The sequence below is a fragment of the Rhodococcus rhodochrous genome (assembly GCF_014854695.1).
Classification (GTDB): Bacteria; Actinomycetota; Actinomycetes; order Mycobacteriales; family Mycobacteriaceae; genus Rhodococcus.
In genome coordinates, this window is record NZ_CP027557.1 from 2,515,679 (window position 1) to 2,538,238 (window position 22,560).

Consider the following 22,560-nt stretch of genomic DNA (forward strand, 5'->3'; position numbering starts at 1 on the left):
GTCCCGGACAGACCACCAGATAGGTTGGAATGCATGACTGACGCAGATAGTGCCGCAGCGTCCACGCGCGCGGGTGTCACCCCCCGATCCGTCCTCGTCACCGGTGGAAACCGCGGGATCGGCCTCGCCGTCGCCCGTCGCCTGCAGGCCGACGGCCACAAGGTCGCCGTCACCCACCGCGGTTCGGGCGCGCCCGACGGCCTGTTCGGTGTGCGATGCGACGTCACCGACGCCGACTCGGTCGACGCCGCGTTCAAGGAAGTCGAGGAGCATCAGGGTCCCGTCGAGGTGCTCGTCGCGAATGCGGGCATCACCGACGACACCCTGCTGATGCGCATGACCGAGGACCAGTTCAGCTCGGTGATCGACGCGAACCTCACCGGCGCCTTCCGGTGCGCCAAGCGCGCCAACCGCGCGATGCTCCGTGCCCGTTGGGGCCGCATGATCTTCCTCGGCTCCGTGGTCGGCCTCGCCGGGCAGGCCGGTCAGATCAACTACGCGTCCTCGAAGGCCGGTGTCATCGGTCTCGCCCGTTCGGTCACCCGCGAACTCGGTTCGCGATCGATCACCGCCAACGTCGTCGCTCCCGGTTTCATCGAGACCGACATGACTGCGGATCTGTCCGACGACCTGCGCGACACCGCGAAGAAGTTCATCCCGCTGCAGCGACTCGGCAAGCCCGAGGACGTCGCAGCCGTCGTCAGCTTCCTGGCCTCCGACGACTCCGCCTACGTCTCCGGCGCCGTCATCCCGGTCGACGGCGGCATGGGCATGGGCCACTGACGGTCTCGCGACCACATCCGAATCTCACTGGAGGACCGATACACTCATGGGCGGACTGCTCGAGGGCAAGACCATTCTCGTCACCGGCATCATCACCGATGCCTCGATCGCCTTCCACACCGCGAAGGCCGCGCAGGAACAGGGCGCGAAGGTGATCATCACCGGCTTCGAGCGACTCCGGTTGATCGACCGGATCGCGCAGCGTCTCCCGCAGCCGGTGCCGCCGGCCATCAGCCTCGACGTGCAGAACCAGGAGGATCTCGACGGTCTCGCCGACAAGATCCGCGAACTCGCACCGGAGGGGATCGACGGTGTCGTCCACTCCATCGGTTTCGCACCCCGGTCCTGCCTGGGCAGCCCGTTCCTCGACGCGCCGTGGACGGACGTCGCGGTGGCACTCGAGGTGTCGGCCTACTCCTACGGCGCGCTCGCCAAGGCCGTCCTGCCCGTCATGAACGAGGGCGGTTCGATCGTCGGAATGGACTTCGACCCGTCCCGGGCCGTGCCGTTCTACAACTGGATGGGTGTCTCCAAGGCGACGCTCGAGTCGGTGAACCGCTACGTGGCCAAGGAGGTCGGCCCGCGCGGCATCCGTTCGAACCTCGTCGCCGCCGGCCCGATCAAGACGCTCGCGGCCAAGGCCATCGCGGGCGACGCGACCGGCCCGGGAGCGGAGATGAACCGCTTGAACGAGGGCTGGTCGGCCGCGTCCCCGATCGGCTGGGACGTCGACGACCCGACGCCTGTGGCGAAGACCGTGTGTGCGGTGCTGTCCGACTGGCTACCCGGGACAACGGGATCCATCGTCTACGTCGACGGTGGTTTCCACTCCCAGGTCGGCTTCGGCAGCTGACCGTACGACGGAAGGCACTTTCATGACGAACACCCCCGGGGCGTACGACGCGCTGATGCTGCTGTCGTTCGGCGGACCGGAAGGACCCGACGACGTGCGGCCGTTCCTCGAGAACGTCACCCGCGGACGGGGGATCCCACCGGAACGACTCGACGAGGTTGCGCAGCACTATCTGCACTTCGGGGGTGTCTCGCCGATCAACGCCCTGAACCGGGCGATCATCGACGCCGTCCGCGCCGAGTTCGACGCGCACGGTATCGATCTGCCGATCTATTTCGGCAACCGCAACTGGCATCCCATGGTCGAGGACACCGTCGCGCGGATGCGCGACGACGGGATCCGCAACGCCCTGGTGTTCGCGACCTCCGCCTGGGGCGGCTACTCGGGATGCCGGCAGTACCACGAGGACATCGCGCGGGCACGGGACGCCGTCGAGAACGCCCCGCAGTTGACGAAGCTGCGGCACTTCTACGACCACCCGCTGTTCCTCGACGCCGTCACCGACGCCGTGCGCGCCGCCCGCGTCGAACTCGCCGACGACGTGCGCGATTCCGCGCGCGTGGTGTTCACCGCGCACTCCGTTCCGAACTCCTTCGACGCGACCGGTGGTCCGCCGGAGGAGGGTGGGCATCTCTACAGCCGGCAGGTGGCCGAAGCGGCGCGGTTGGTGGCCGAGGCGCTCGGCGAGGACGACTACGACCTGGTGTGGCAGTCGCGGTCCGGTCCGCCACAGGTGCCGTGGCTCGAACCCGACATCGTCGACCACGTCGACGCCCTGCACGAACGGGGAGTCCGCGCCGTCGTGGTCGTGCCGGTCGGGTTCGTCTCCGATCATCTCGAGGTCGTGTGGGATCTCGACACCGAGGCTCGCGACCGGGCCGCTGAGCTGGGCATGGGCTTCTCTCGTGCGGCGACGGCCGGAACCGACCCGCGCTTCGCGCAACTCGTCCGCGAACTCGTCGAGGAACAGCGGGACGGGATCACCGCCCGTCGCTGCGGCACCGAACCGCTGCTCGGGGCCGCGTGCAACGGGAGCCTGTGCGCCGTCGGGTGCTGCGAGCCGCCGAAACGCCCGTCCCGTCCCGCCGCGAACGGATAGATCCCTCCGCGCCTCACCGGGCGGGGTGCCCGACCGGTGAGGCCAGAGGGGAGTCGAACCAGCGCGACAGCGACCGGCGCAGGGTGCTCGGACCGTCGACGACCACGGCGCCCGAGCGCAATGCGTCCGGCCAGGTCGCTTCGCCACGCCAGATCTCGGTCAGCTCCCGCAGTCCCGTCGTCACCCGGATCGAGACCTCGAAGCCCGGGTCCTCGTCACACACGTCGACGTCGTGCGGCGTGATGACCATCCACCACCGGCGCGACGCGTGGGTGACCGTCGGGAAGGCGAACTCCACGACCACCCGGGATTCCGGCAGGGCCGCATGGTCGACGTGCCGGTGCATGTCCCACATCAGCAGTCGCGGATCGAGGTCGACGTCACCGAGTTTCCCGGTCCACCGCGTGCCCCACGCACCGAGTGCGTCGACGACGGTCTCGAGATCGCGTCCCGCCGGGGTGAGCACGTACCGGACGTCGTTTCTGTCCTCGAGACGCCGCACGATGCCCGCCGCCGTGAGCTGATGCAGCCGCTTCGACAACAGCGTCGGCGACATACGGGGCAGGCCGCGCCGGAGGTCGTTGAACCGTTCGCTGCCGAGCACGAGTTCGCGCACTACGAGCAGCGTCCACCTCTCGTCGAACAACTCCATCGCCTTGGCGACGGGACAGAACTGGTGGTAGGGCGGGCCCATGATCGGATCGTAGGCCGGTCGGACCGCCACGACCAGCACGGATGTGCGGCTGTGCAGTACAGATTGTGTACTGGAGGACACCGCGTCCGCGTTCCTACAGTCGATCTGTGACCCGGGCCGCCTCCGAGACGGCGCCGAAGCCGGGTCCCTCGACAGGAGGAATCCTCTGATGACCGACATCTCCACGACACACGACGCCGATCTCGCCCTGAAGGCCAAGCACCGGGCGATGTGGGCACTCGGCAACTATCCGGCGGTGGCGACCGAGGTCATCGCCGAACTCGGCCCCGCTCTCGTGGCCGCGACCGGAATCGGTCCGGGCGACCGCGTCCTGGACATCGCCGCCGGCTCGGGCAATGCGTCGATCCCCGCCGCGCTCACCGGTGCGAGAGTGCTCGCGACCGACCTGACCCCGGAACTGTTCGAGGTCGGCCGCCGTGACGCCGAAGCGGCAGGTGCGACGCTGGACTGGCAGGAAGCCGACGCCGAAGCACTCCCGTTCGATGATGCGAGCTTCGATGCCGTGATCTCTTGCGTGGGAGTGATGTTCGCGCCCCACCACCGGGCCGCGGCCGACGAACTGCTCCGGGTGACCCGCCCGGGCGGACGTATCGGCCTGCTGAGCTGGACCCCCACCGGCTTCATCGGGCAGATGTTCGCGACGATGAAACCGTATGCGCCACCGCCCCCGCCGGGTGCACAGCCGCCGCCGCTGTGGGGCGACGAGGTGCACGTGCGCGAGCTGATCGGCGACCGTGTCACCGACCTGCAGGCACGCACCGAGAACCTGCGCGTCGAACGCTTCACGACCGGGGAGGACTTCCGCGAGTTCTTCAAGTCCGCCTACGGCCCCACCATCGCGGTGTACCGCAACATCGCGGACGATCACGAACGGGTCGCGGCTCTCGATCTCGACCTGCTCGAACTCGCCCAGCGTCACGATCTCGGTGGGGGAGCGATGAATTGGGAGTACCTGTTGGTCACCGCGCAACGGAGTTGACGCGCACTGGAGTCGACGCGTACTGCCGGTGCGGTCAGCGATGGTGCTCGGCCCGCAGAGCCGCCGCGACCGCACCGGTGCGGGCCTCACGCACCGCGGCCCACAGCGGCTGCAGCGCGCCCTCGCGGCCGGTGGCGGCGGACACCGAACCGGCCCGCAGACCCCCTCCGCGACCGGCCACGGCGAGGATCGCCGCGACCTGGTCTGCGGTGTCGAGGACGCGCACGGCACGTGCGGGCAGTGACGGGGGATAGCGGTGCCGCGCGAGTTCGGCGACCTCCTCGGCGATCTCCGTCCGCGGATCGGTGCGGCGCCCGTCGGTGCCCACCGTCGGGATTCCGCTCAACGCGGAGGCGGCATCACGCACCGCCTCGCGGATCGCGAACTCGGCGGCACCGAGACCCCCGTCGACGGCGATCTCGGGTACCGCCGGCAGCGTGAAGACGTTCCACCGTAGGACGTCCGGACCCTCGATCACGGGTACCAGACCCAGCCCCGGGGCTCCGGGCGCTCCCACAACGACGCCTTCACCGGCCGCGAGCGCCGCGGAGGCGAACGCCGTACCGGCAGGCAGCGCGCGCACGTCGCCCGGGGCGGGAAGGACGAGGTGCAGACCCGCGCCGGCGGCGGTGTCGACGCGGCGGATCAGGGTGAGCAGCAGGGCGGCACCGTCGGCAACACCCCTGTCGGGCAGATCCGCCGCGGAGGCCGTCGCCGCATCGTGGGCACCCACGAGATGCATCGGCGCCCATCCGTGCAGCGCGTCGATCACATCGTCGGGGGAGGCGTGACCGGACAGCCACGACCCCGCCCACACGGTCAGCGTCAGGCTCGGAGAACTCACCCCGAAAGCATACGGCGACCGCGCACGGCGGTCCGGCGTGGCAGCGCGAGCGGCCCCGCGCGATGTCCTAGGGTCGACTGGCGTGAGCCCACGCGATATCTACGGCGGCGACATCTATGCCGGTCACGCCCGCACCAAGAAGAAGGCCGTTCCCGAACTCGCAGCGGAGCGCGGTGTCGTCGTCGAGGACGCCGCATCCGGTTGGTGCGGCGCGATCGTGGGAATCGAGAAGACCTACGACGGCGACTTCGTGCGGCTCGAGGACGCGCAGGGACGCACCCGCCTGTTCGCGATGCGACCCGCGGCGTTCCTGGTCGACGGAGCACCCGTCACCCTCGTCAAGCCGAAGATCCGTCCCGCCTCCGCACCGACGAGATCCGCCTCGGGATCCACCCGGGTGGAGGGTCTGCGCGCACGCGTGGCGCGGGGAAGCCGGATCTGGGTGGAGGGCGTGCACGACGCCGCCCTCGTCGAACGGGTGTGGGGGCACGACCTGCGGGTCGAAGGCGTGGTCGTCGAACAACTCGAGGGCCTCGACAATCTCGGCGCCAGGCTGGCCGAGTTCGAACCCGGCCCGGGCCGGCGTGTCGGTGTGCTCGCCGACCACCTCGTCACCGGATCCAAGGAGGAGCGTCTCACCGCGAATCTCGGTCCGCACGTGATGGTCACCGGCCATCCCTACATCGACGTGTGGCAGGCCGTGAAACCGAAGGCCGTGGGCATCGACGCCTGGCCCTCCATCCCGCGCGGACAGGACTGGAAGACCGGCGTCTGCCGTGAACTCGGCTGGGGCACCCCGCAGGACGGCTGGCGGCGCGTCTACAACGCCGTGAACTCGTTCCGCGATCTCGAATCGCACCTCATCGGCGCCGTCGAGCGCCTCGTCGACTTCGTCACCGAACCCGACGAGGGCTGACCGACCGGAACGTCAGCGGCCCCCGTCCGCCGGCGGCGGCGCAGGTTCCGACTCCCCGGCGCCGCCCGGCAGGCCGGTGCCCACTCCGCCGACGTCGGTGATGGTCCAGTCCGACGCGCGGTCCATCGTCACCGTGTAGGTCGCGGTGGCGGCGACGCCGTCGGGTGTCTGCTTGCTCTTCGAGATCATGTCGACGAAGACCTGCACGACGAAGGTGTCGCCGTCGTTGCTCGCCACCTCGGCGGCGAGCAGACGGGCCTCGGCGGTGTACTCCATCTGCGTCAGCCACGGAGCCACGACGTCCACGGCCCCTTCGAGTTTCGGTGCGAGTTGTTCGCTGACGCCGTCGGTGAGCGCCGCCCGCCAGGCGTCGAGGTCACGGAAGTCGACCTCGGAGACACTCAGTGCGTAGTCGGAGGCGACGGCTTCGGCCTCGGCCTCGGTGTCGAGCCGGCTCTGCAGGGCCTGCAGTTGCTCGGACGAGTCGTCGGTCGCCCACAGCACCCCGAAGGTGACCGCGGTGACGACGGCGAGCACCGTCACGACCGCGAGGGTGCGGACCGACGACCACCACGGACCGCGACTTCCCGACTCGGTGGCAGTGGCGGTAGGGGCGGAGACGGCCGGTTCCTGTTCGGTGACCCCGATGTTCGAGGGCCCGGTGTTCGAAGGTCCGGTGTTCGAAGCTCCGGTGTTCGACATGACGATTTCTTCCTTCTTCATCGGGGTACGTTCACGGTGAATCGGACACTGTCGCCCGGCATGGTCGCGATGGCCTGTTCGAGCAGGGTACCGAGATCCATCCGGCCCACCACGGAACCGGCGGCCTGGGTGACCGGGCGGAGCGCGACACCGATCGCGCCGAGTTCGGGTGCGAACCTCCTGAGGAAGTCGGCGAGTTCGATCTCCTCCTCGCGCCACGAGCCGAGGATCTCCTCACCCTTCAGTACCGAGGACCCCTCGAAGAGGTACTCGTACGAGACACCGAGGGTCTCACCGAACTGGTCCAGCATGGGAGGCGCCGCGACCATCGCGGGTCGCACCCAGTCCACATCGCCCATCATCCACATCAGGTCGCTCAGTACCGTTTCCAGCGATCCCTCGTGCCGGGTCAGGGTCGACAGCAGCAGCTCGGCGCCACGACCCGCCGCGGGCATGGTCTCCTCGAGACCCGCAACCGATTCGGTGAACGTCGCGACGAGCTCGTTCAGCGACTCGGCGTCGGTCTGTTCGAGCAGCTCCGAGGTGGTGGCGAGGAGATCGGGTACCGAGGTGGGCAGCTCGACGATCTCGGTCAGGTGGGCGCCGTCCTCGAGATAGGGCCCCTGGGTCGAGGCCGGGAGGAACGAGAACACCGGTTCGCCCAGCGACGACAGGTTCTCGACGCGCATGGTGCTGTCGACGGGGATGCGGTGTTCGGCTTCGTAAGAGATGTTCATGCGGACGAAACCGTCGAGGTTTTCCATGCCGTCGACCCGTCCGATGTTCACCCCGCGGTAGACGACGCTCGATCCGGTGCGCAGTCCTGCCGCGTCGCGCATGTCCACCACGGCGTGCACGCGGCGCTGGGTCGGATCGATCTGCAGCACACCGACGACGAGATACCAGGTTCCCAGGATCATCACGAGGGCCAGGGCGAGTGCGGACATCCAGGCCGGAATTCGGGTCACGGGATCGCTCCGATCATGCGCAGGAGAACCAGTCCGTCGGCCGCCGGACTCCCCTCGTTACCGGCGATGGTCACCTCACGGATGTCGATGCCGGGTTCGAGCAGGAAGGGGACGAGCTTCTCGTCGACGAGCTCCACGAGTTCTGCTGCGTTGCCGCGCAGTTCGGTGGCGTTCGGCGACGGTTCGCGCAGCAGCGGAGTGAGGATCTCGAGGTTGTCGTTGATGTGCGGGAGGCGGGGGATCAACCATTCCAGGCCCGTGACCATGGTGTTCACGTCGATGACGATGTTGAGCACGGCCTCCATGAAGTAAGGCACCCGGTCGAGACGCCGACGTGCGGTGTCGGAGAACAGGAACCCCACGTCGTCGCGTGCGGCATCGAGACGCTGGGACAGGTCCTCCGTCGCGACGACGATGCGATCGATCTGGTCGATGTTCGCGGCGGCCTCGCTCAGATCGTTGGAGATGACCGCCGACAACTCACGGGTCTCCTGCGTGTCCTCGGGCAGCACGTCGTTCAGCCGCGCAAGCGAATCCTGCAGGCGGGTCAGGCTTCCGCCGTTGACGAACATCGCGATGCGTTCGAGCATGTCCTCGATCTGCGGACCCGGATCCGTGTCCTGCAACGGGATCGTGTCGCCGTCCTGCAAGGGTGCGCCGCTGCCGTCCTTCGGGGGGAGCAGAGCGACGTAGATGTCGCCGAGCACGGTGTTCTGCCGCAGTTCGGCGCGGGTGCCCGCGGGCACGACCACCGACTCGCGCACGTCGATCCGGGCAACGGCGCTGTGCGGCTCGAGATCGATCGCCCGCAGGGTGCCGACCGAGATGCCTTCGGAGCGGACGTCCGCCCCGGCCGGCAGGCTCAGCAGCGATTCGAATTCGAGGTTCAGCCGGTAGGTCGGTCCGCGCACCCCGGAGCCGGGCAGCGCGTGGTCGCTGGGGTCGAAACTGCATCCGCACAATGCCACCAGCGCGGTGAGGACCGCACCGATGAGAAGGCGGGACCGGGAGAACGAACGGGTCACGGCGTTGCTCCGATCGTCGACAGGACCAGCTGAGGCAGCGGCACCGACACCGAGCGGGACGACACCACGGTGCAGCTGTCGGGTGCGATCTGCTCGAGTGCTGTGCACGTCAGCGCGGCATCGGGGGTCGGCACCTCGGCGCGGGCGGGATCGAGTTCGACGGCGACCGACCCCGGGTGGGACTGCACCATGGTCTCGAGCATCGTGATCGTGCCGGGAATGGTGGCGAGCAGCTCACTCGAGCTCTCCGCCTGGGTGCGCAGCATCGTCAGCGTGGGCAGCGTCGAGTTCAGGGCGTTCATCAGGTACGGGAAGTGCTCGTTGAACAGCCGGTCGAGAGGTCCGACGGCCAGTGACAGCTTCTCGACGAGGATCTTCGCCACGACGAGCATCTGCTCGATGCCCGCCAGGCCCGGGGCGAACGTCTGGATGGTGGACTTGACGTTCTCCCAGTCGCCGGTGAGCAGGGTCGTCATCTCGGCCGAGTTGTCGAGGATCTGTCCCAGCTGGTCCATGAAGTTGTCGGGGGAGGAGAGCAGGTCCGCGAGGTCGCGCAGTTCGCGGTTGAGTGTCGGTCCCAGGTCCTCGAACTCGCGTCCGGCGTCCTTCAATGCGGTTTCGAGCGGCGCGGTCCCGTCGGGTCCGCGCTCGGTCATCTGCCGCACGAGTTCGGAGAACGATCCGAGCGCGTCCGACACGCTGACCGGGGTGCGGGTGTGCGCCGTGTCGATGCACGTCTCCCGCGACAGGGTCGGTCCCGGCCGGGGATCGGCGTCGACGAGTTCGAGTCTGCGGTCGGTGAGGATGGACGCGTTGGTGATCACCGCGCCGGTCTCGGCGGGAAGCTCGCGGTCACCGACGGTCATGTCGACGCGCACGCGCGCACCGTCGGGTTCGATCCGGTCCACGGTCCCGACCGAGATCCCGCGGATGGTGACCGGGGAACCGGGGTAGAGGCCGTAGGAGTCCTCGAAGTACGCGCAGATCGAGGTGTCGTCCCCCGAGGTCGCGGAGAAGGCGGTCGCGCCGGCTACGGCCAGCGCCACGACCGTCACCGCGGGAACGAGTCGTCGTGTAGTCGTCGTCAGTGTTCGCACGTCAGCACCGTGTTCCCGGCATCGGGAGACAGACGTCGGGTCGCTGGACCGTCAGTCCGCTCTGGTCGACAAGGGCCTGGCCTTCGGGACCGGCGACGGCCGCGAGTCCCGTGAGGGTGGCACGGAGGGATTCCGTCATCGACTCGACGGAGGCCGACAGTTCCGCACTGCTGTCGGCGGCTTCGACGAGATGCGGGATGATCGGTTCGACCTTTTCCTGGTACGGGCCGCTGAGGAAGTCGAACAGCAGCCCGGCGAGCCCGGAGAGCCCGTCGGCGAAGATCTTCACGTCCTGATGGGCCTCGACGATCTTGGGGCCGAGGATCGCGTAGCCGCGGATGATCTCGAGCGCGAGTTCCTTGTTGTCGTTGGCGGTGCGGAGATATTCGTTGGACAGCTCGAGCAGGCTTTCGATCTGGTCCTTCTGATTCGCGATGACGTCCATGACGGCTTCGAGATCGGTGACCGTGATCCGCACCGAATCCGGGGATTCGCCGAGCAGCGCAGCGGTCTTGTCCAGGGCGGTGCGCAGTGCCTGCGTGTCGAGTTCTTCCACCACCTCGGTGGCCTCCTCGAACATGTCGTTCACCAGGAACGGCAGTGCTGCGCGGTTCTCGGGGATCGGTTCGGTGAGCGGCTGCCGGCCGGCCGGGTGCACCGCGAGGTACAGGCCCCCGATGGGAGTGAGCATCCGCACCGACACGGAGGTCTGGTCGCCGACGAAATGCTCGGAGTCCACGGTGAACTCGACGTCGACGTGGTCGTCGGCGAGGTGCAGACCGGTGACCGACCCGACCGGCACACCCGCGATGCGCACGTCGTCGCCGGCAGCGAGCCCCGCCGATTCCGGTAGTTCGAGCCGGTAGGTCGTCGAACCGACCGGTCGCAGATAGAGCACGAGGACGATTCCCGCGACGAGGGCGAGGACGATCAGACCCGACAGCGCCCACCACATCTGGGTGCGGGGATCGGCGTCCTCGGCGCCGAAGTCGAGTCGTCCGAACAGACGGGTGCGCATCAGGCACCTCCGTTGCAGATGGTCAGGGGACGGCCCTGGAGCAGAATGTCGGCCTCGATCGGCAACTGCACCGCGCCGTTGCTGCACTGTCGGGACTCGTCCACGCGCGGCACCAGGGAATTGATGCCCTCGAAGATCCCCGGCAGCACCGACAGGGTGTCGATGGCCGTCTGTGGATCCGGGATCACCTGGTCCACGCGGACGATGAAATCATCGTTGCGTTCGAGGAATCCCTCGTGCTCGGCGGGCGCGCCGAGACCGAGCTGGGAGAGCAGGTTCACCGTGCGGTCGACCTCCGCCATCTCGAGTGCACCGAGCTTGGTCAGGGACAGGAACTCGGTCATACGTGTCACCAGCGGTGTGAAGATCGAATGGAAGACCTCGAGGATGTTCTCGAGATTCTCGGACCGGCCTTCGAGTTGCTCGTTGAGGGCCGTGAAGTTGTCGAGCAGGGTGCTCATCAGCGCGCTGCGGTCCTCGGCGTAGCTCGCGAGTTCGGCGATGTCGCGCATCACCGGGGTCGGACTGGACTCGCTGCCCTCGATCAACGCGGCCACATTCGTGGCGAGCCGATTGTAGACGGCCGGATCGGCCTCGCGCAGAAGCGGTTTGAGCCCGTTGAACACCGTGGTGATGTCGAACGAGTCGACGGTGTTCACGACCAGCCCCGACGGGTCGACCTCCTGGCCACTCTCCTCGCTGCGATCGAGTTCGAGATAGCGCTGGCCCGTGAGGTTCTGGAACTTCACGAGCAGCCGGTCCGACTCGCGCAGACGGTACTCCTCGAGCACCGTGAAGTCGACGAGCGCACGGTTGCCGTCGGACACCGAGATGTCGGTGACCTTGCCGATCTGTACGCCCCGCAGGCGCACGTCGGCGTTCTCCTTGAGGCCGAAGACGTCACCGAACTGGGCCTTGTAGGCGACGGTCGATCCGCCGACGGGACGTTCGATCGCCTGCACGATCAGCACGATGATCAGGACGACGACGCCGGCGAGCAGGGCGAGCCGGACGGCTGCCTGGCGTGGAGTTCTCATCGGGTACCCCCGGTGGTTTCGAGCGGAACCCGGAAGGCCGGGAAGGTGTCGACGAGCACGTCCACCCCCAGGACCACCCGGTCGCCCTGGTGCTGCAGGGCACCGTCTGCGCCGTCGACGAGCCTGTCGACCTGATCGGGGGTGACCCCTCCCAGGCTCTGGTTCAGCGGGATCAGGATGTCGAGCAGCATGTCGACGGCAGACGAAGTGGGGCCGAGCGCGCCGACGATCTCACCCGAGAGTGCGAGCACCAGATGCGAGACCTCGGTGATCGTCTCGCTTGCCTGCTGCGTGCGGAAATCGTCCTCGAGTTCCTCGACGGACGCGATGGCCGACAGAGTGTTCAGTGCCGACGGGGTGAACGCCGCGACACCTTCGGAGACATCCGCGAATTTCGGCAGCAGCTCACTGAGCGGCTCGTTCTGGGTGCGGGCGATGTTGCGCATCACGAGCAGCGACGAGGCGAGCAGCGGCGCCATCTGCTGGGTCAGTTCGGCGGCACTGTCGATCGAGTCCGACAGCTGTGGGGTGACCACGTCGAGCAGGAGACGACCGGAATCGCGCAGCACGGTGGTGACGGTGTAGTCCCCGACATCGCCGAGGGCGAGGGTGCTGCCGGCTCGGATCGGCTCGCCGCCCGGCATCGGGATGAGTTCGAGTGCGGTGGAGCCGAAGATGTTCGACGAGACGAAACGGGTGTGCATCGCCGTCGACAGCTCGTCGACGTGCTCCTCGTCGACACCGAGCGTGACGATCTGTTGCTGCGGCCCCTGCGGTTCGACCTCGATCACCGATCCGATCGACATGCCCCGCAGACGCACGGCGGTGTCGGTGGAGACTCCGTCGCCGAGATTCGATGCGGTGACGGCGAACTGCACCTCACCGGAGCGGTCGGGCTGCGACGCCCACCAGGCCACGGTGACGACGAGTGCGGCGGCGACCACGACGGCGAGCCCGCGGATCCGCAGTCCGCGGCGACTGGGGCCGAAGCCCGAATACTGTGCTGCGCTCACTGATTCCTCACCCCGAGAAGCTGATCGTCGCGTCGAGGCCCCACATGACGAGCGTGAGCACCATGTCGGTGGTCACGATCAGCACGAGGCTCGCCCGGATGGCCCTGCCCGAGGCGATCCCGACCCCCTCGGGACCACCGCTCGCGTGATAGCCCTGGTAGGCGTGCACGAGCGTCACGACCAGGACGAACACGATCACCTTGACCAGCGAGTAGATCAGGTCGATCGGCTCGGTGAACATGTGGAAGTAGTGGTCGTAGGCGCCCGACCCCTGACCCTGCACCACGGTGACGGTCGCGCCGGTGGCGGCGAATCCGAGCGCGAGCGCGATCAGATAGGACGGGACGACGGCGCCGACGGCGGCGATGAGCCGGGTGGAGACGACGTAGGGGATCGAGTCGATGGCCTGGGCTTCGAGCGCGTCGATCTCCTCCGAGATCCGCATGGCGCCGACCTCGGCGGTGATGCGGCAGCCGGCCTGGGCGGCGAATCCGATCGCCGCAATGAGGGGAGCGAGCTCGCGTGGATTCGCCAGGGCCGACATGGCGCCGGTCAGCGGTCCCATCCCGAGCATGTCGAGTGCGGAGAAGCCGACGAGACCGACCATCGCCCCGGCGACGATGCCGAGGATGGCCAGTACCGGTGCGACGCCTCCGCCGACGATGACTGCGCGGCCGTTGCCCCATGTCAGGTCGGTGAAGATGGCGACGGTCTGGCGGCGGTTGCGGCGCAGGGCGTGGCCGATGCCGCGGAACGAGACGACGACGAAGTGCAGGTAGAGCCCGAGGGATTCGATCGGGTTCCACGCCCGGCCGGCGTGGCGCGTCCACCGCAGACCGCGGGGACGATAGGGCGACGGCGTGGCAACGGATCCGCTGCGTGTGGCGCTCATCAGAGGAACCTCATGGGGACGAACATCAGGACCACCTGGGTGATGAAGAGGTTGACGACCATGCAGGCGATGATGCTGAGCACCACGGCCGCATTGACGCTGTCCGCGACGCCCTTCGGGCCACCCTTGGCTTCGAGGCCCCGTTGGCTGGAGATGATCGCCACCACATAACCGAAGACCGCGGCCTTGAACAGGCAGACGATCAGGTCGGTGGTCGAGGCGAAACTGCCGAACGACAACCAGTACGAGCCGGGGGCGACCCCCTGGCCGAGCGAGGCCACGGCGAAGCTCGCAAGGATGCTCATGAGGATGATCAGCACCGACAACATCGGGGCGACGACGACCATCGCCAGGATGCGGGGGGAGACCAACCTGCGCTGGGGGTCGATGCCGAGGGTGCGCAGCGCGTCGATCTCCTCCCGGATGGTGCGCGAGGCGAGGTCGGCCGAGATGGCCGAACCACCGACACCACCGATGAGCAGGGCCGCGGCCAGGGGCGCGATCTGCTGCATCACTCCCATGCCGCCCACCGCGCCGGCCATGGAGTTGGCGCCGACGTTGTCGGTCATGCTGCCGACCTGGACGGCGATGACGACGCCGAGCGGCAGCGCCACCAGAACTGCGGGCACGGCCGAGACGGAGATGAAGAACCATCCCTGAACGATTGCTTCCCGCATCGGGAAACGACCGCGTGCGATGTCGACGATCAGGTATGCGGTGGAGCGGAACCCCAGACGGAGCGTGCGTCCGAATGTGCGTGTGGAATCGGCGGTGCGTGTGACCACGGCACCTCCGAACGGCCGCTCGCCCCGGACGTCTGCGTCCGCGGGTCGCGAGGTCTTCATCGAGCCCCCTGATGAACTGACACTGAATCGATTGGTACTGGGTGGAACCGGGCACGGAAGCAACCGGATACCCGAGTCGGGTACTTGCGGGACGGCCGACGACTGCAGCATCGGCTCGCGTCCGCTACGAGCGGACGCGTGTACGGCGGTGAGGACCGGTGGGTCAGATCCCCAGCGCGGCGCGGGCTTCCGGGATCATGCGCAGGCGCTCGGGAACCAGCCGGGAGCCGACGCGCATGAGTGCGAGGATCGCTCGGAACTCACGTTCGCGGGCCGCGCTCCACGGCACTCCCCAGATCCGGCGGACGGATTCGGGGAATGCGCCGAACATCAACGTCTTCACCGGCCGCCCCGTCAACTTCTCGAGGACGGCGGGAAGGGGCCGGGGGAGTGCGGCGAGTTTCGGCTCGAGGGTTGCGATCACGTCCTGTTCGTCGACGAGTTGCTGCATCCGCCGGGTTCCGGGCGACATCGCGAGCTTGTCGGCGACCCCTCGGTCGACGTAGGCGCGAAGAGCTGCCACGTCGTCCGGCATGTCCTGCTCACGGACGCCGAACAGCATGCCGAGCCGGCAGCTCTCCCGGTAGAAGGCCTCCACCTCCGGTGCGGGTTGCGGACCGAAGCAGACCTCGATCGCGTAGATGAGCGATTCGATGGTGGTGAGGTGGACCCACGTCCACACGTCGCGGTTCCACGCGTGGTATCTCCGGCCTTCGTAGTCGAGTCCGGTGATGGGGCGGTGCATCTCCCGCAGTTCGCGTGCCGAATCGGCGACGTTCTCGCCGAAGTAGATGCGGTAGGTGTACGCGAGGGTGTTCTCCGCGCGTACCGACGGCTCGGTGAACGACTTCGAATGTTGTTCGAGCGCAACCATGACGGTGGGGTGGGTGCCCTGGAGGGAGAGCGCCCGGAACAGGAACATCGGCCAGATGCGGCGATCTGCCAGCAACCGGACGAAGGTGCGGTCGGCGACGGGTACGTCGTCCTCGATGTTTGCGCGAACACGCTGTGCGGGAGTGACTTCCATTGCCGGACTCCTCGGGTTCGATGGCTGGGGAACGGATGCGGACATCAGCTGTCGGTGGAGGGCGTCGAGGGCACGATCAGGAAGGACAGCATGGTCCGGGCCACCCGTCGTACCCCGTCGTCGGTTGCGGTGGCGCTGCCCAGATCGGGTGCGAGCCACACGCTCGCGAAGAATCGCGAGACGATCTCCGCGGCGGTGGCCGTGTCGAACGTGATCCCCGCCCGTTGTGCGGTGAGGTCGAGTTCGTGGCGGACCGACGTGAGCAGCGCGGCGGTGATCTGCGGATCGTGCAGGAGGGGGAGGGCGGCTCCGTCGTCGACGAATCGTCGTGCGACCGGGTGGTGGCGAACGGTACGGACCGCTTCGACGATCCATTCGACCGCGCGCTCGTACGGGTCCTCGATGTCGTCGATGGCGGCGTGGAACCGCGTGACGAGCTGATCGAGCTCCCACGCGAACGCGCGACCGAGCAGTTCCTCTTTGGTGTCGAACCGCCGGAAGACCGTCGCGCGGCCGACGCCGGCCTCCGCCGCGACGTCGGCCACGGTCGTCCGCTCGAGGCCGTGATGGCTCAGGCAGCGGATGGTGGCCGCAAGGATTGCGGTGTCGGTCGGATCGGCGTCGGCGCTCTGGCCGATCAACGCTCCCACGAGGAGCGAACGCACGGGGGTGATACCCATAGTTCGGGGACGGTATCACCGATCTCACAACGGCAAAAGGATGTGTTTCGGCTAACTTCACTTATGGAGCGAGGCGGGAGTCCGGTCGGGACGGAAAAAAGAAAAATACAGAATCTCCGGCCCTGAGATCTCCCCTGCGGGAAACAGCATCCAAGACGAGGAGCCGAGACCGTTTCCTCCACCAGGGCGTCTGCCAGGATGTCCGATTTGTGGTTCGATGGTGATCGTGGCCGCATTGATTTGGTTGATCGCCGGAGTGGCGTTGGCGGCCGGCGAAGCGCTCACGGGCGATTTCGCGCTGCTCATGCTCGGCGGTGCAGCGCTCGTCACCGGCGGTGTCTCCGCGGTGACCGATCTGCCCGTCTGGATCGACGCGGTGATCTTCGCCGTGACCTCGCTGGTTCTGCTGCTCGGTGTCCGGCCGATGCTGAGGCGGCGGTACTCCCAGCCGCCCGCTCTGCCGACCGGGATCGACGCTCTCCCGGGCAAGCACGCCTTGGTCCTCGAGCAGGTGGGGGAGCATTCCGGGCGCGTCAAGATCGACGGTGAGGTGTGGACCGCCAGGCCGCTGGACGCCACCGAGGTATACGAGCCGGGAACGACAGTGACAGTGATGCAGATAGACGGCGCGACTGCCGTCGTGTGGAGGGGTGTCTGAGGATGGAAGCTCTGATCGTGCTCGCCGTAGTGGTGGCACTGGTCGTGGTGGTCGTGGCCAAATCGGTATCGCTGGTACCGCAAGCGGAGGCCGCGGTCATCGAACGTCTCGGCCGGTACTACCGGACGGCGTCGGGTCAGCTCACCTTCCTGGTGCCCTTCGTCGACCGCATCCGCGCGAAGGTCGATCTACGCGAACGTGTCGTCTCGTTCCCGCCGCAGCCGGTCATCACCCAGGACAACCTGACGCTGAGCATCGACACGGTCGTGTACTTCCAGGTGACGAACCCGCAGGCGGCCGTCTACGAGATCAGCAACTACATCGCCGCGGTCGAGCAGCTCACCGTCACCACACTCCGCAACGTCGTCGGTGGAATGACCCTCGAGGAGACGCTCACCTCGCGCGACTCCATCAACGGCCAGCTCCGCGGTGTGCTCGACGAAGCGACCGGCCGATGGGGCCTGCGTGTCGCCCGGGTCGAACTCAAGAGCATCGATCCGCCGCCGTCGATCCAGGAATCGATGGAGAAGCAGATGAAGGCCGACCGTGAGAAGCGCGCGATGATCCTCACGGCCGAGGGTCACCGCGAATCCGCGATCAAGACCGCCGAGGGCGACAAGCAGTCGCGCATCCTCTCCGCCGAAGGTGCGAAGCAGGCCGCGATCCTCGAAGCCGAGGCCGACCGGCAGTCGCGGATCCTGCGCGCGCAGGGTGATCGCGCGGCGCGCTACCTCGAGGCTCAGGGCGAGGCGAAGTCCATCGAGAAGGTGTTCGCAGCGATCAAGGCCGGCAAGCCCACTCCGGAGCTGCTCGCCTACCAGTACCTGCAGACCCTGCCGCAGATGGCCCAGGGCGATGCGAACAAGATGTGGGTGGTGCCGAGCGACTTCGGCAAGGCGCTCGAAGGATTCGCGCGGACGCTCGGCGCGCCCGGCGAGGACGGCGTCTTCCGCTTCGAGCCGAGTCCTGTCGACGAGGAACTGCAACGGCCCGAGGACGACAGTGCCGAGGTCGAGGATTGGTTCGCGACCAAGCGCGACCCCGAGGTGGCCCAGGCCGTCGCCGAAGCCGAGGCGGTCGCGCGCAAGCCGGTCGACCCCGCAGTTCGGACGGGTCTCGCCACGGAGGGGACGCAGGGGGGTGCCGGTGAAGGACAGTCGGCGTTGCCCGCAACGCCGCCGGCGCAGCGTTGGATGACGAACGACGCATCCGAGCAGCCGGCCGAGCCGCCGCAACAGCAGTAACGGAAACCGATTCGAGTGGGAGGGCGCGCCGACCGGCGGCCCTCCCACTCGTCATCGGCGGCCGAGCATCGGCAGTGCCATCGCTACCACGATGAGACCGGCGCCCGCGGCGGCGAGCACGGTCACGGACTCTCCGAAGGCGACCATGCCGATCATCAGCGCGACCACGACCTCGAGGTAGGACAGGCCCGACAGTTCCGCGGCACGAAGGTGCTTGCCCGCAACGACGAGCAGCCCCAGCGCGAACAGGCCGCAGACGACGAAGAACCCACCGGCCCACAACCAGTGCGTCGCGGTCATCCCCGACATGTCGGGTCGGGTCACCGCGACCATCCCACCTGCCGCGACGGCACCGAAGACGAAGTTCCACAGGGACCGGACGTCGGACGGCATATCGGTGCGATAGCGGTAGCACAGCAGGGCCCCGCCGTAGAAGACTCCCGAGGCCGCGCCCAGCACGGTGCCCAGCGTCTCGTGCTCACCCCCGGACGACCCACCGCCGACCAGACCGGCGGCGAGCAGCATACCGGCGAACGCCGTGCCGATCGACAGGGCGTCGAGGCGACCGACCCTCTCCTTCAGGAACACCCGGGCGAGGGCCGTCGCGACGACGGGGCCGAGGTAATGGAGAACCACGGCACGGGACAGGTCGGTCAACACCGTGGCGGACAGATAGGTCGCGAGGGACAGTCCGAGGAGCACACCGCCACCGACGACCGACCAGGACAGACGGGTCCGGCGCAACTGTCCGAGGCGGCGGGACAGCGCCATCAGGAGGAGCATGCCGAGTGCTCCGACTGCCATCCGTCCGAGCGTCAGTGCCTCACCGAGCACCGCGCCTTCGGGAGTGGCCTTGCGGCCGAACAATCCTGCGGCGCCCATCGCGGTCGCGGACAGCACGATCGCGGCGATCCCGAGTCGCCGGTTCGTACGCGACGGCGACTTCGGGGCGGGGGAGGGAGGGAGAACAGGGCCACGCGACTCGGTCGGTGCAATATCGGCGCGCGAAGGCGCGCCCACGGCATCATCGGCGCGCGAAGGCGCGCCCAGGGAAACGGTCACACGTCTACCTCGGGTCCAGGGTGCACGAAACGAGCACCAGCGGGTGTTGTCGTTCCCCGCTCTGTCATCGGACCTGAGAGCTTTCGCGGACGGAGCCGCTTACACCTTCGGTGAACCCGGAAGAGTTGCTTTCCAGAGGAGCCTCGCCGTGGCGGTCTGGGGGCCTGAGAGATTCCCGGGGAGGTTGCTCCTTCGGCGCCCGCTGTGTGCGGGACTCTCCCGCCGCGGTTCGGTGGCTGTTCAGTTGTGGCGTCAAGTATGCCATGCGGCTCGATGCCGGTCTGTGAGGTCGTACCGGGGGTCGGGCATGTCTCGCATTTTGCCTGGTGAGAGGGCTGCCAGAAAATTCCAGCCGATACCTTCACAAATATAGGCATAATTGCTATGGTGTGCATCACACGGTCTCGCGACCGAGGGTTCGGCACCCGGTGATCGCGAGCGCCGGTCGATTCGTCTCTTCTCTCGTACGGCAGAGCTTCTGAAGACAGGTGGTCATATGGGTATCGGGATGGTCCTCGACATGGCGTCCGCCGCCACCCCCGATCGGATCGCGATGGGTCCTCGTTCGAACGGTGTCACCTACCGCCGGCTCGACGAACTCGCTTCGCGCGGTGCGGGCTTGCTCGGTGAGCTCGGAGCCCGGAACGTCGTTTTCGTCGGAGTGAACGGTCCGGTCCTTCCCACGCTCATGTTCGCTGCCGGTCGTGCCGGTATTCCCCTGGCGCCCTTGAACTACCGGCTTCCCGCTGCGCAATTGCTCGAATTGATCGACAGGTTGGACGAACCGATCGTCGTGGCGGACGCCGACTATGTCGGCAAGCTCGACGGGTGCGCGCACCGAATCGTCTCGACCGACGAGTTTCTCGGTCTCGCGGAGGGGACGGCACCTCTCGCGGGGGACCGCTCGGAAGACGAGGGGACCGCGATCGTGCTGTTCACCTCCGGGACCACCTCGGCTCCGAAAGGGGTGCTGCTCCGACACCGGCACCTGCTGTCCTACCTCATCAACACCGTCGAATTCGGTTCGGCGGCACGGCAACAGGCCACCCTGGTCAGCACGCCGCCCTATCACATCGCGGGTCTCGGTGCCGTTCTGAGCAACGTCTACTCGGGTCGACGCATGGTCTACCTGCCCGACTTCACGCCGCAGGGCTGGCTCGACCTCGTTCGCACCGAGGGTGTCACCAGCGCGATGGTGGTGCCGACGATGCTCGCCCGCATCGTCGACCACCTCGACGGCGCGCCCGCCGAGGTCCCGACGCTCGAGTCGCTCGCCTACGGAGGTGCGAGGATGCCCCAGCCGGTCCTCGAGCGTGCCCTCGCGGCATTCGGCGACACCGGATTCGTCAACGCCTACGGATTGACGGAGACCAGTTCGACGATCGCGGTGCTCGGACCCGAGGAGCATCGGGAGGCGTTCGCGAAACCCGAACTGCGAGGACGGCTCTCCTCGGCCGGTCGGATCGTGCCCGGTATCGAAGCGCAGATCCGATCCGAGGACGGCGAACGCGTGCTGCCCGACGGGCAGACGGGTCTGCTGTGGGTGCGCGGGGCGCAGGTCAGCGGCGAGTACATGGGTAACGGTTCGGTCCTGGACGCGGAGGGCTGGTTCCCGACCAGGGATCGCGCCCGGATCGAGGACGGCTATCTCTACATCGGTGGTCGCGCGGACGACACGATCATCCGGGGCGGGGAGAACATCGCGCCGGCCGAGATCGAGGACGTGCTGGCACACCACCCGCAGGTGCGTGAGGTGGCCGTGATCGGTACTCCCGACGACGAATGGGGCGAACGGATCTGCGCGGTGATCGTTCCGGCTGTCGACAACCATGAGGAGGCCGATGCGATCCGCACGTGGTGCCGTGAACGTCTGCGCGGTTCGAGGACCCCCGACGACGTCGTGTTCGTCGACGATCTGCCCCGTACTCCCACCGGCAAGCTCGTGCGCCGCGATCTCGTCGAGCAGGTCACGGCCGGACTCGCGGGATGATCGCGCTGCCGTCCGCATCACGAAGAGAACGGGCATCCTTGTGACCGACATCGTGGACACCGAACTCGTCCGACGCGAATGGATCCTCCGGGCGCGCCCGAGTGGCCGTCCCCGTGACACCGACGTCGAGTTGGTCGGAACCGCTCTCGTCGAACCCGCCTCGGGGCAGATCCGCGTGCGGAACCTCGTCATGTCCGTCGAGCCCTACATGCGGGGCAGGATGGGCGGTGAGGCAACCTACGCGGAGCCCTACGCACTGGGGGAGCCGATGCTCGCTCCCACGGTCGGGGTCGTGTCCTGGTCCGATCGACCCGAGTTGCCGATCGGATCGCTTGTTCTCCACGAGTACGGCTGGCGGACGGAAAGTTTCGTCGACCCGTCCGACTGTCGCAGGCTTCGGCACGACGATCTCCCCGCAGCCCTGCACCTGAGTGTCCTCGGCATCCCGGGTATGACCGCCTGGGTAGGAATCGATCGGATCGCGCAGGTGCGCAGTGGCGATGTGGTGTTCGTGTCGTCCGCGGCCGGTGCGGTCGGATCCACTGCGGTCCAGCTGGCGAAACAGCGTGGTGCCGTGGTGATCGCGAGCGCCGGATCTCCCGAGAAGGTCTCGCTCGTCAGGGAACTCGGTGCCGACGCGGCGTTCGATCATCACGAGGGGCCGGCGAAGGACCTGCTGCGCAGCGCTATGGCCGAGGTCGGTGCCACCGCGCTCGATGTGTATTTCGACAATGTCGGGGGCGAACAACTCGAAGCGGCCATCCGCGTGCTCGCCGACCACGCCCGCATCGCTCTGTGCGGGATGATCAGCGTCTACAACTCCGCCACACCCGTGCCCGGACCGAACAACCTGCTCAAACTGATCTGGCGTCGCGCCCGGATGGAAGGCTTCCTGCTGGCCGACCATCTCGACGCACGCGACGCTTTCGAGGACGAGATGGCCGCGCTCGTCCGGAGCGGACGGATCCGGCCCGTCCACACCGAGTTCGCCGGTGGCATCGGCGGTGCATGGGATGCCTTCGTCGGGATGCTCGACGGCGCCGCGACCGGCAAGGCCCTCGTCCCTCTCGTCCCCTCGACCTGACTCCGTCGGGACCGTCCCGACGTCGCTGC

At 67.8% G+C, this 22,560-nt stretch carries 23 protein-coding genes and 1 riboswitch; of the genes, 9 read left to right on the forward strand and 14 right to left on the reverse strand.

Translation table 11 applies throughout. The annotated features are described in order from the left end of the window. The first annotated feature begins 33 nt into the window (after positions 1 to 33). The 3 genes from fabG1 to C6Y44_RS11840 are packed head-to-tail and all read left to right on the forward strand — an operon-like array spanning position 34 to position 2,735. Positions 34 to 783: a 3-oxoacyl-ACP reductase FabG1 gene (gene fabG1 / locus C6Y44_RS11830; protein ID WP_016694070.1), complete on the forward strand. Its 750-nt coding sequence runs from the start codon at positions 34 to 36 to the stop codon at positions 781 to 783. A 46-nt stretch (positions 784 to 829) separates the two neighbouring features. Further along, the gene (inhA, locus tag C6Y44_RS11835; protein WP_016694069.1) at positions 830 to 1,636 is read left to right on the forward strand and encodes an NADH-dependent enoyl-ACP reductase InhA; all 807 of its coding nucleotides are present in this window, start codon (positions 830 to 832) and stop codon (positions 1,634 to 1,636) included. Between the two features lie 22 nt (positions 1,637 to 1,658). Beyond that, the gene (locus C6Y44_RS11840; RefSeq protein ID WP_159418428.1) at positions 1,659 to 2,735 is read left to right on the forward strand and encodes a ferrochelatase; all 1,077 of its coding nucleotides are present in this window, start codon (positions 1,659 to 1,661) and stop codon (positions 2,733 to 2,735) included. A 13-nt stretch (positions 2,736 to 2,748) separates the two neighbouring features. Here C6Y44_RS11840 and C6Y44_RS11845 read toward each other — a convergent pair whose 3' ends face one another. After that, on the reverse strand, positions 2,749 to 3,429 hold the full coding sequence (locus tag C6Y44_RS11845; protein ID WP_159418427.1) for a winged helix-turn-helix transcriptional regulator: 681 nt from the start codon (positions 3,427 to 3,429) through the stop codon (positions 2,749 to 2,751). Between the two features lie 169 nt (positions 3,430 to 3,598). On the opposite strand from C6Y44_RS11845, the gene C6Y44_RS11850 reads away from it, so the two are divergent. Then, positions 3,599 to 4,429 carry a class I SAM-dependent methyltransferase gene (locus tag C6Y44_RS11850; protein WP_159418426.1) on the forward strand — a complete coding sequence of 277 codons (831 nt, stop codon included), beginning with the start codon at positions 3,599 to 3,601 and terminating at the stop codon, positions 4,427 to 4,429. 34 nt (positions 4,430 to 4,463) lie between these two features. Here the strand turns inward: C6Y44_RS11850 and C6Y44_RS11855 are convergent, their stop codons facing one another. Continuing rightward, positions 4,464 to 5,273 carry a hypothetical protein gene (locus C6Y44_RS11855; protein WP_159418425.1) on the reverse strand — a complete coding sequence of 270 codons (810 nt, stop codon included), beginning with the start codon at positions 5,271 to 5,273 and terminating at the stop codon, positions 4,464 to 4,466. Positions 5,274 to 5,355: 82 nt separating this feature from the next. On the opposite strand from C6Y44_RS11855, the gene C6Y44_RS11860 reads away from it, so the two are divergent. Then, on the forward strand, positions 5,356 to 6,189 hold the full coding sequence (locus C6Y44_RS11860; RefSeq protein ID WP_159418424.1) for a DUF3097 domain-containing protein: 834 nt from the start codon (positions 5,356 to 5,358) through the stop codon (positions 6,187 to 6,189). A 12-nt stretch (positions 6,190 to 6,201) separates the two neighbouring features. Here C6Y44_RS11860 and C6Y44_RS11865 read toward each other — a convergent pair whose 3' ends face one another. The 11 genes from C6Y44_RS11865 to C6Y44_RS11915 form a co-directional block, all read right to left on the reverse strand. Continuing rightward, on the reverse strand, positions 6,202 to 6,912 hold the full coding sequence (locus C6Y44_RS11865; RefSeq protein ID WP_192378848.1) for a hypothetical protein: 711 nt from the start codon (positions 6,910 to 6,912) through the stop codon (positions 6,202 to 6,204). Then, entirely contained in the window at positions 6,909 to 7,859 is a 951-nt protein-coding gene (locus tag C6Y44_RS11870) for an MlaD family protein (RefSeq protein ID WP_159418422.1), read from the reverse strand. The genes C6Y44_RS11865 and C6Y44_RS11870 overlap by 4 nt, the downstream gene beginning before the upstream one ends. After that, complete coding sequence (locus tag C6Y44_RS11875; protein ID WP_120282476.1) at positions 7,856 to 8,884, reverse strand: MlaD family protein; 1,029 nt, start codon at positions 8,882 to 8,884, stop codon at positions 7,856 to 7,858. The genes C6Y44_RS11870 and C6Y44_RS11875 overlap by 4 nt, the downstream gene beginning before the upstream one ends. Next, on the reverse strand, positions 8,881 to 9,981 hold the full coding sequence (locus C6Y44_RS11880; RefSeq protein ID WP_120282477.1) for an MCE family protein: 1,101 nt from the start codon (positions 9,979 to 9,981) through the stop codon (positions 8,881 to 8,883). Before C6Y44_RS11880 ends, C6Y44_RS11875 begins: the two co-directional genes overlap by 4 nt. 1 nt (position 9,982) lies before the next feature. Continuing rightward, positions 9,983 to 10,999, reverse strand: a complete 1,017-nt coding sequence (locus C6Y44_RS11885; protein ID WP_120282478.1) for an MlaD family protein — start codon at positions 10,997 to 10,999, stop codon at positions 9,983 to 9,985. Beyond that, positions 10,999 to 12,036: an MlaD family protein gene (locus tag C6Y44_RS11890; protein ID WP_159418421.1), complete on the reverse strand. Its 1,038-nt coding sequence runs from the start codon at positions 12,034 to 12,036 to the stop codon at positions 10,999 to 11,001. Before C6Y44_RS11890 ends, C6Y44_RS11885 begins: the two co-directional genes overlap by 1 nt. Next, the gene (locus C6Y44_RS11895) at positions 12,033 to 13,049 is read right to left on the reverse strand and encodes an MlaD family protein (protein ID WP_159418420.1); all 1,017 of its coding nucleotides are present in this window, start codon (positions 13,047 to 13,049) and stop codon (positions 12,033 to 12,035) included. The genes C6Y44_RS11890 and C6Y44_RS11895 overlap by 4 nt, the downstream gene beginning before the upstream one ends. A gap of 7 nt (positions 13,050 to 13,056) precedes the next feature. Continuing rightward, the gene (locus tag C6Y44_RS11900) at positions 13,057 to 13,941 is read right to left on the reverse strand and encodes an ABC transporter permease (RefSeq protein WP_060653283.1); all 885 of its coding nucleotides are present in this window, start codon (positions 13,939 to 13,941) and stop codon (positions 13,057 to 13,059) included. Further along, positions 13,941 to 14,786, reverse strand: coding sequence for an MlaE family ABC transporter permease (locus C6Y44_RS11905; RefSeq protein WP_225623784.1), 846 nt, complete (start codon positions 14,784 to 14,786; stop codon positions 13,941 to 13,943). Before C6Y44_RS11905 ends, C6Y44_RS11900 begins: the two co-directional genes overlap by 1 nt. Positions 14,787 to 14,949: 163 nt before the next feature. Next, positions 14,950 to 15,813, reverse strand: a complete 864-nt coding sequence (locus tag C6Y44_RS11910) for an oxygenase MpaB family protein (RefSeq protein WP_159418418.1) — start codon at positions 15,811 to 15,813, stop codon at positions 14,950 to 14,952. A gap of 44 nt (positions 15,814 to 15,857) precedes the next feature. Then, positions 15,858 to 16,493 carry a TetR/AcrR family transcriptional regulator gene (locus C6Y44_RS11915; protein ID WP_159418417.1) on the reverse strand — a complete coding sequence of 212 codons (636 nt, stop codon included), beginning with the start codon at positions 16,491 to 16,493 and terminating at the stop codon, positions 15,858 to 15,860. Positions 16,494 to 16,710: 217 nt separating this feature from the next. Here C6Y44_RS11915 and C6Y44_RS11920 point away from each other — a divergent pair, with 217 nt between their 5' ends. Together C6Y44_RS11920 and C6Y44_RS11925 are read left to right on the forward strand one after the other, a co-directional pair. Beyond that, positions 16,711 to 17,151: an NfeD family protein gene (locus C6Y44_RS11920; RefSeq protein WP_060653287.1), complete on the forward strand. Its 441-nt coding sequence runs from the start codon at positions 16,711 to 16,713 to the stop codon at positions 17,149 to 17,151. Positions 17,152 to 17,153: 2 nt separating this feature from the next. After that, the gene (locus C6Y44_RS11925) at positions 17,154 to 18,395 is read left to right on the forward strand and encodes an SPFH domain-containing protein (RefSeq protein WP_024100834.1); all 1,242 of its coding nucleotides are present in this window, start codon (positions 17,154 to 17,156) and stop codon (positions 18,393 to 18,395) included. Positions 18,396 to 18,446: 51 nt separating this feature from the next. Here C6Y44_RS11925 and C6Y44_RS11930 read toward each other — a convergent pair whose 3' ends face one another. Continuing rightward, positions 18,447 to 19,457, reverse strand: coding sequence for a DMT family transporter (locus C6Y44_RS11930; protein ID WP_159418416.1), 1,011 nt, complete (start codon positions 19,455 to 19,457; stop codon positions 18,447 to 18,449). Between the two features lie 142 nt (positions 19,458 to 19,599). After that, positions 19,600 to 19,689: riboswitch (glycine riboswitch) on the reverse strand. A 264-nt stretch (positions 19,690 to 19,953) separates the two neighbouring features. Here C6Y44_RS11930 and C6Y44_RS11935 point away from each other — a divergent pair. Continuing rightward, positions 19,954 to 21,447 (forward strand): class I adenylate-forming enzyme family protein, encoded by a 1,494-nt coding sequence (locus C6Y44_RS11935; RefSeq protein ID WP_159418415.1) that lies wholly within the window; start codon positions 19,954 to 19,956, stop codon positions 21,445 to 21,447. 40 nt (positions 21,448 to 21,487) lie between these two features. Beyond that, complete coding sequence (locus C6Y44_RS11940) at positions 21,488 to 22,531, forward strand: NADP-dependent oxidoreductase (RefSeq protein WP_225623785.1); 1,044 nt, start codon at positions 21,488 to 21,490, stop codon at positions 22,529 to 22,531. Positions 22,532 to 22,560 lie beyond the last annotated feature (29 nt).

Excerpts from the sequence above, each read along its gene's own strand:
- fabG1 (WP_016694070.1), top strand. The coding sequence starts at position 34 with ATGACTGACGCAGATAGTGCCGCAGCGTCCACGCGCGCGGGTGTCACC.
- inhA (WP_016694069.1), top strand. The coding sequence starts at position 830 with ATGGGCGGACTGCTCGAGGGCAAGACCATTCTCGTCACCGGCATCATC.
- C6Y44_RS11840 (WP_159418428.1), top strand. The coding sequence starts at position 1,659 with ATGACGAACACCCCCGGGGCGTACGACGCGCTGATGCTGCTGTCGTTC.
- C6Y44_RS11845 (WP_159418427.1), bottom strand. The coding sequence starts at position 3,429 with ATGGGCCCGCCCTACCACCAGTTCTGTCCCGTCGCCAAGGCGATGGAG.
- C6Y44_RS11850 (WP_159418426.1), top strand. The coding sequence starts at position 3,599 with ATGACCGACATCTCCACGACACACGACGCCGATCTCGCCCTGAAGGCC.
- C6Y44_RS11865 (WP_192378848.1), bottom strand. The coding sequence starts at position 6,912 with ATGAAGAAGGAAGAAATCGTCATGTCGAACACCGGAGCTTCGAACACC.
- C6Y44_RS11885 (WP_120282478.1), bottom strand. The coding sequence starts at position 10,999 with ATGCGCACCCGTCTGTTCGGACGACTCGACTTCGGCGCCGAGGACGCC.
- C6Y44_RS11890 (WP_159418421.1), bottom strand. The coding sequence starts at position 12,036 with ATGAGAACTCCACGCCAGGCAGCCGTCCGGCTCGCCCTGCTCGCCGGC.
- C6Y44_RS11900 (WP_060653283.1), bottom strand. The coding sequence starts at position 13,941 with ATGAGCGCCACACGCAGCGGATCCGTTGCCACGCCGTCGCCCTATCGT.
- C6Y44_RS11905 (WP_225623784.1), bottom strand. The coding sequence starts at position 14,786 with ATGAAGACCTCGCGACCCGCGGACGCAGACGTCCGGGGCGAGCGGCCG.
- C6Y44_RS11910 (WP_159418418.1), bottom strand. The coding sequence starts at position 15,813 with ATGGAAGTCACTCCCGCACAGCGTGTTCGCGCAAACATCGAGGACGAC.
- C6Y44_RS11915 (WP_159418417.1), bottom strand. The coding sequence starts at position 16,493 with ATGGGTATCACCCCCGTGCGTTCGCTCCTCGTGGGAGCGTTGATCGGC.
- C6Y44_RS11920 (WP_060653287.1), top strand. The coding sequence starts at position 16,711 with ATGGTGATCGTGGCCGCATTGATTTGGTTGATCGCCGGAGTGGCGTTG.
- C6Y44_RS11925 (WP_024100834.1), top strand. The coding sequence starts at position 17,154 with ATGGAAGCTCTGATCGTGCTCGCCGTAGTGGTGGCACTGGTCGTGGTG.
- C6Y44_RS11935 (WP_159418415.1), top strand. The coding sequence starts at position 19,954 with ATGGGTATCGGGATGGTCCTCGACATGGCGTCCGCCGCCACCCCCGAT.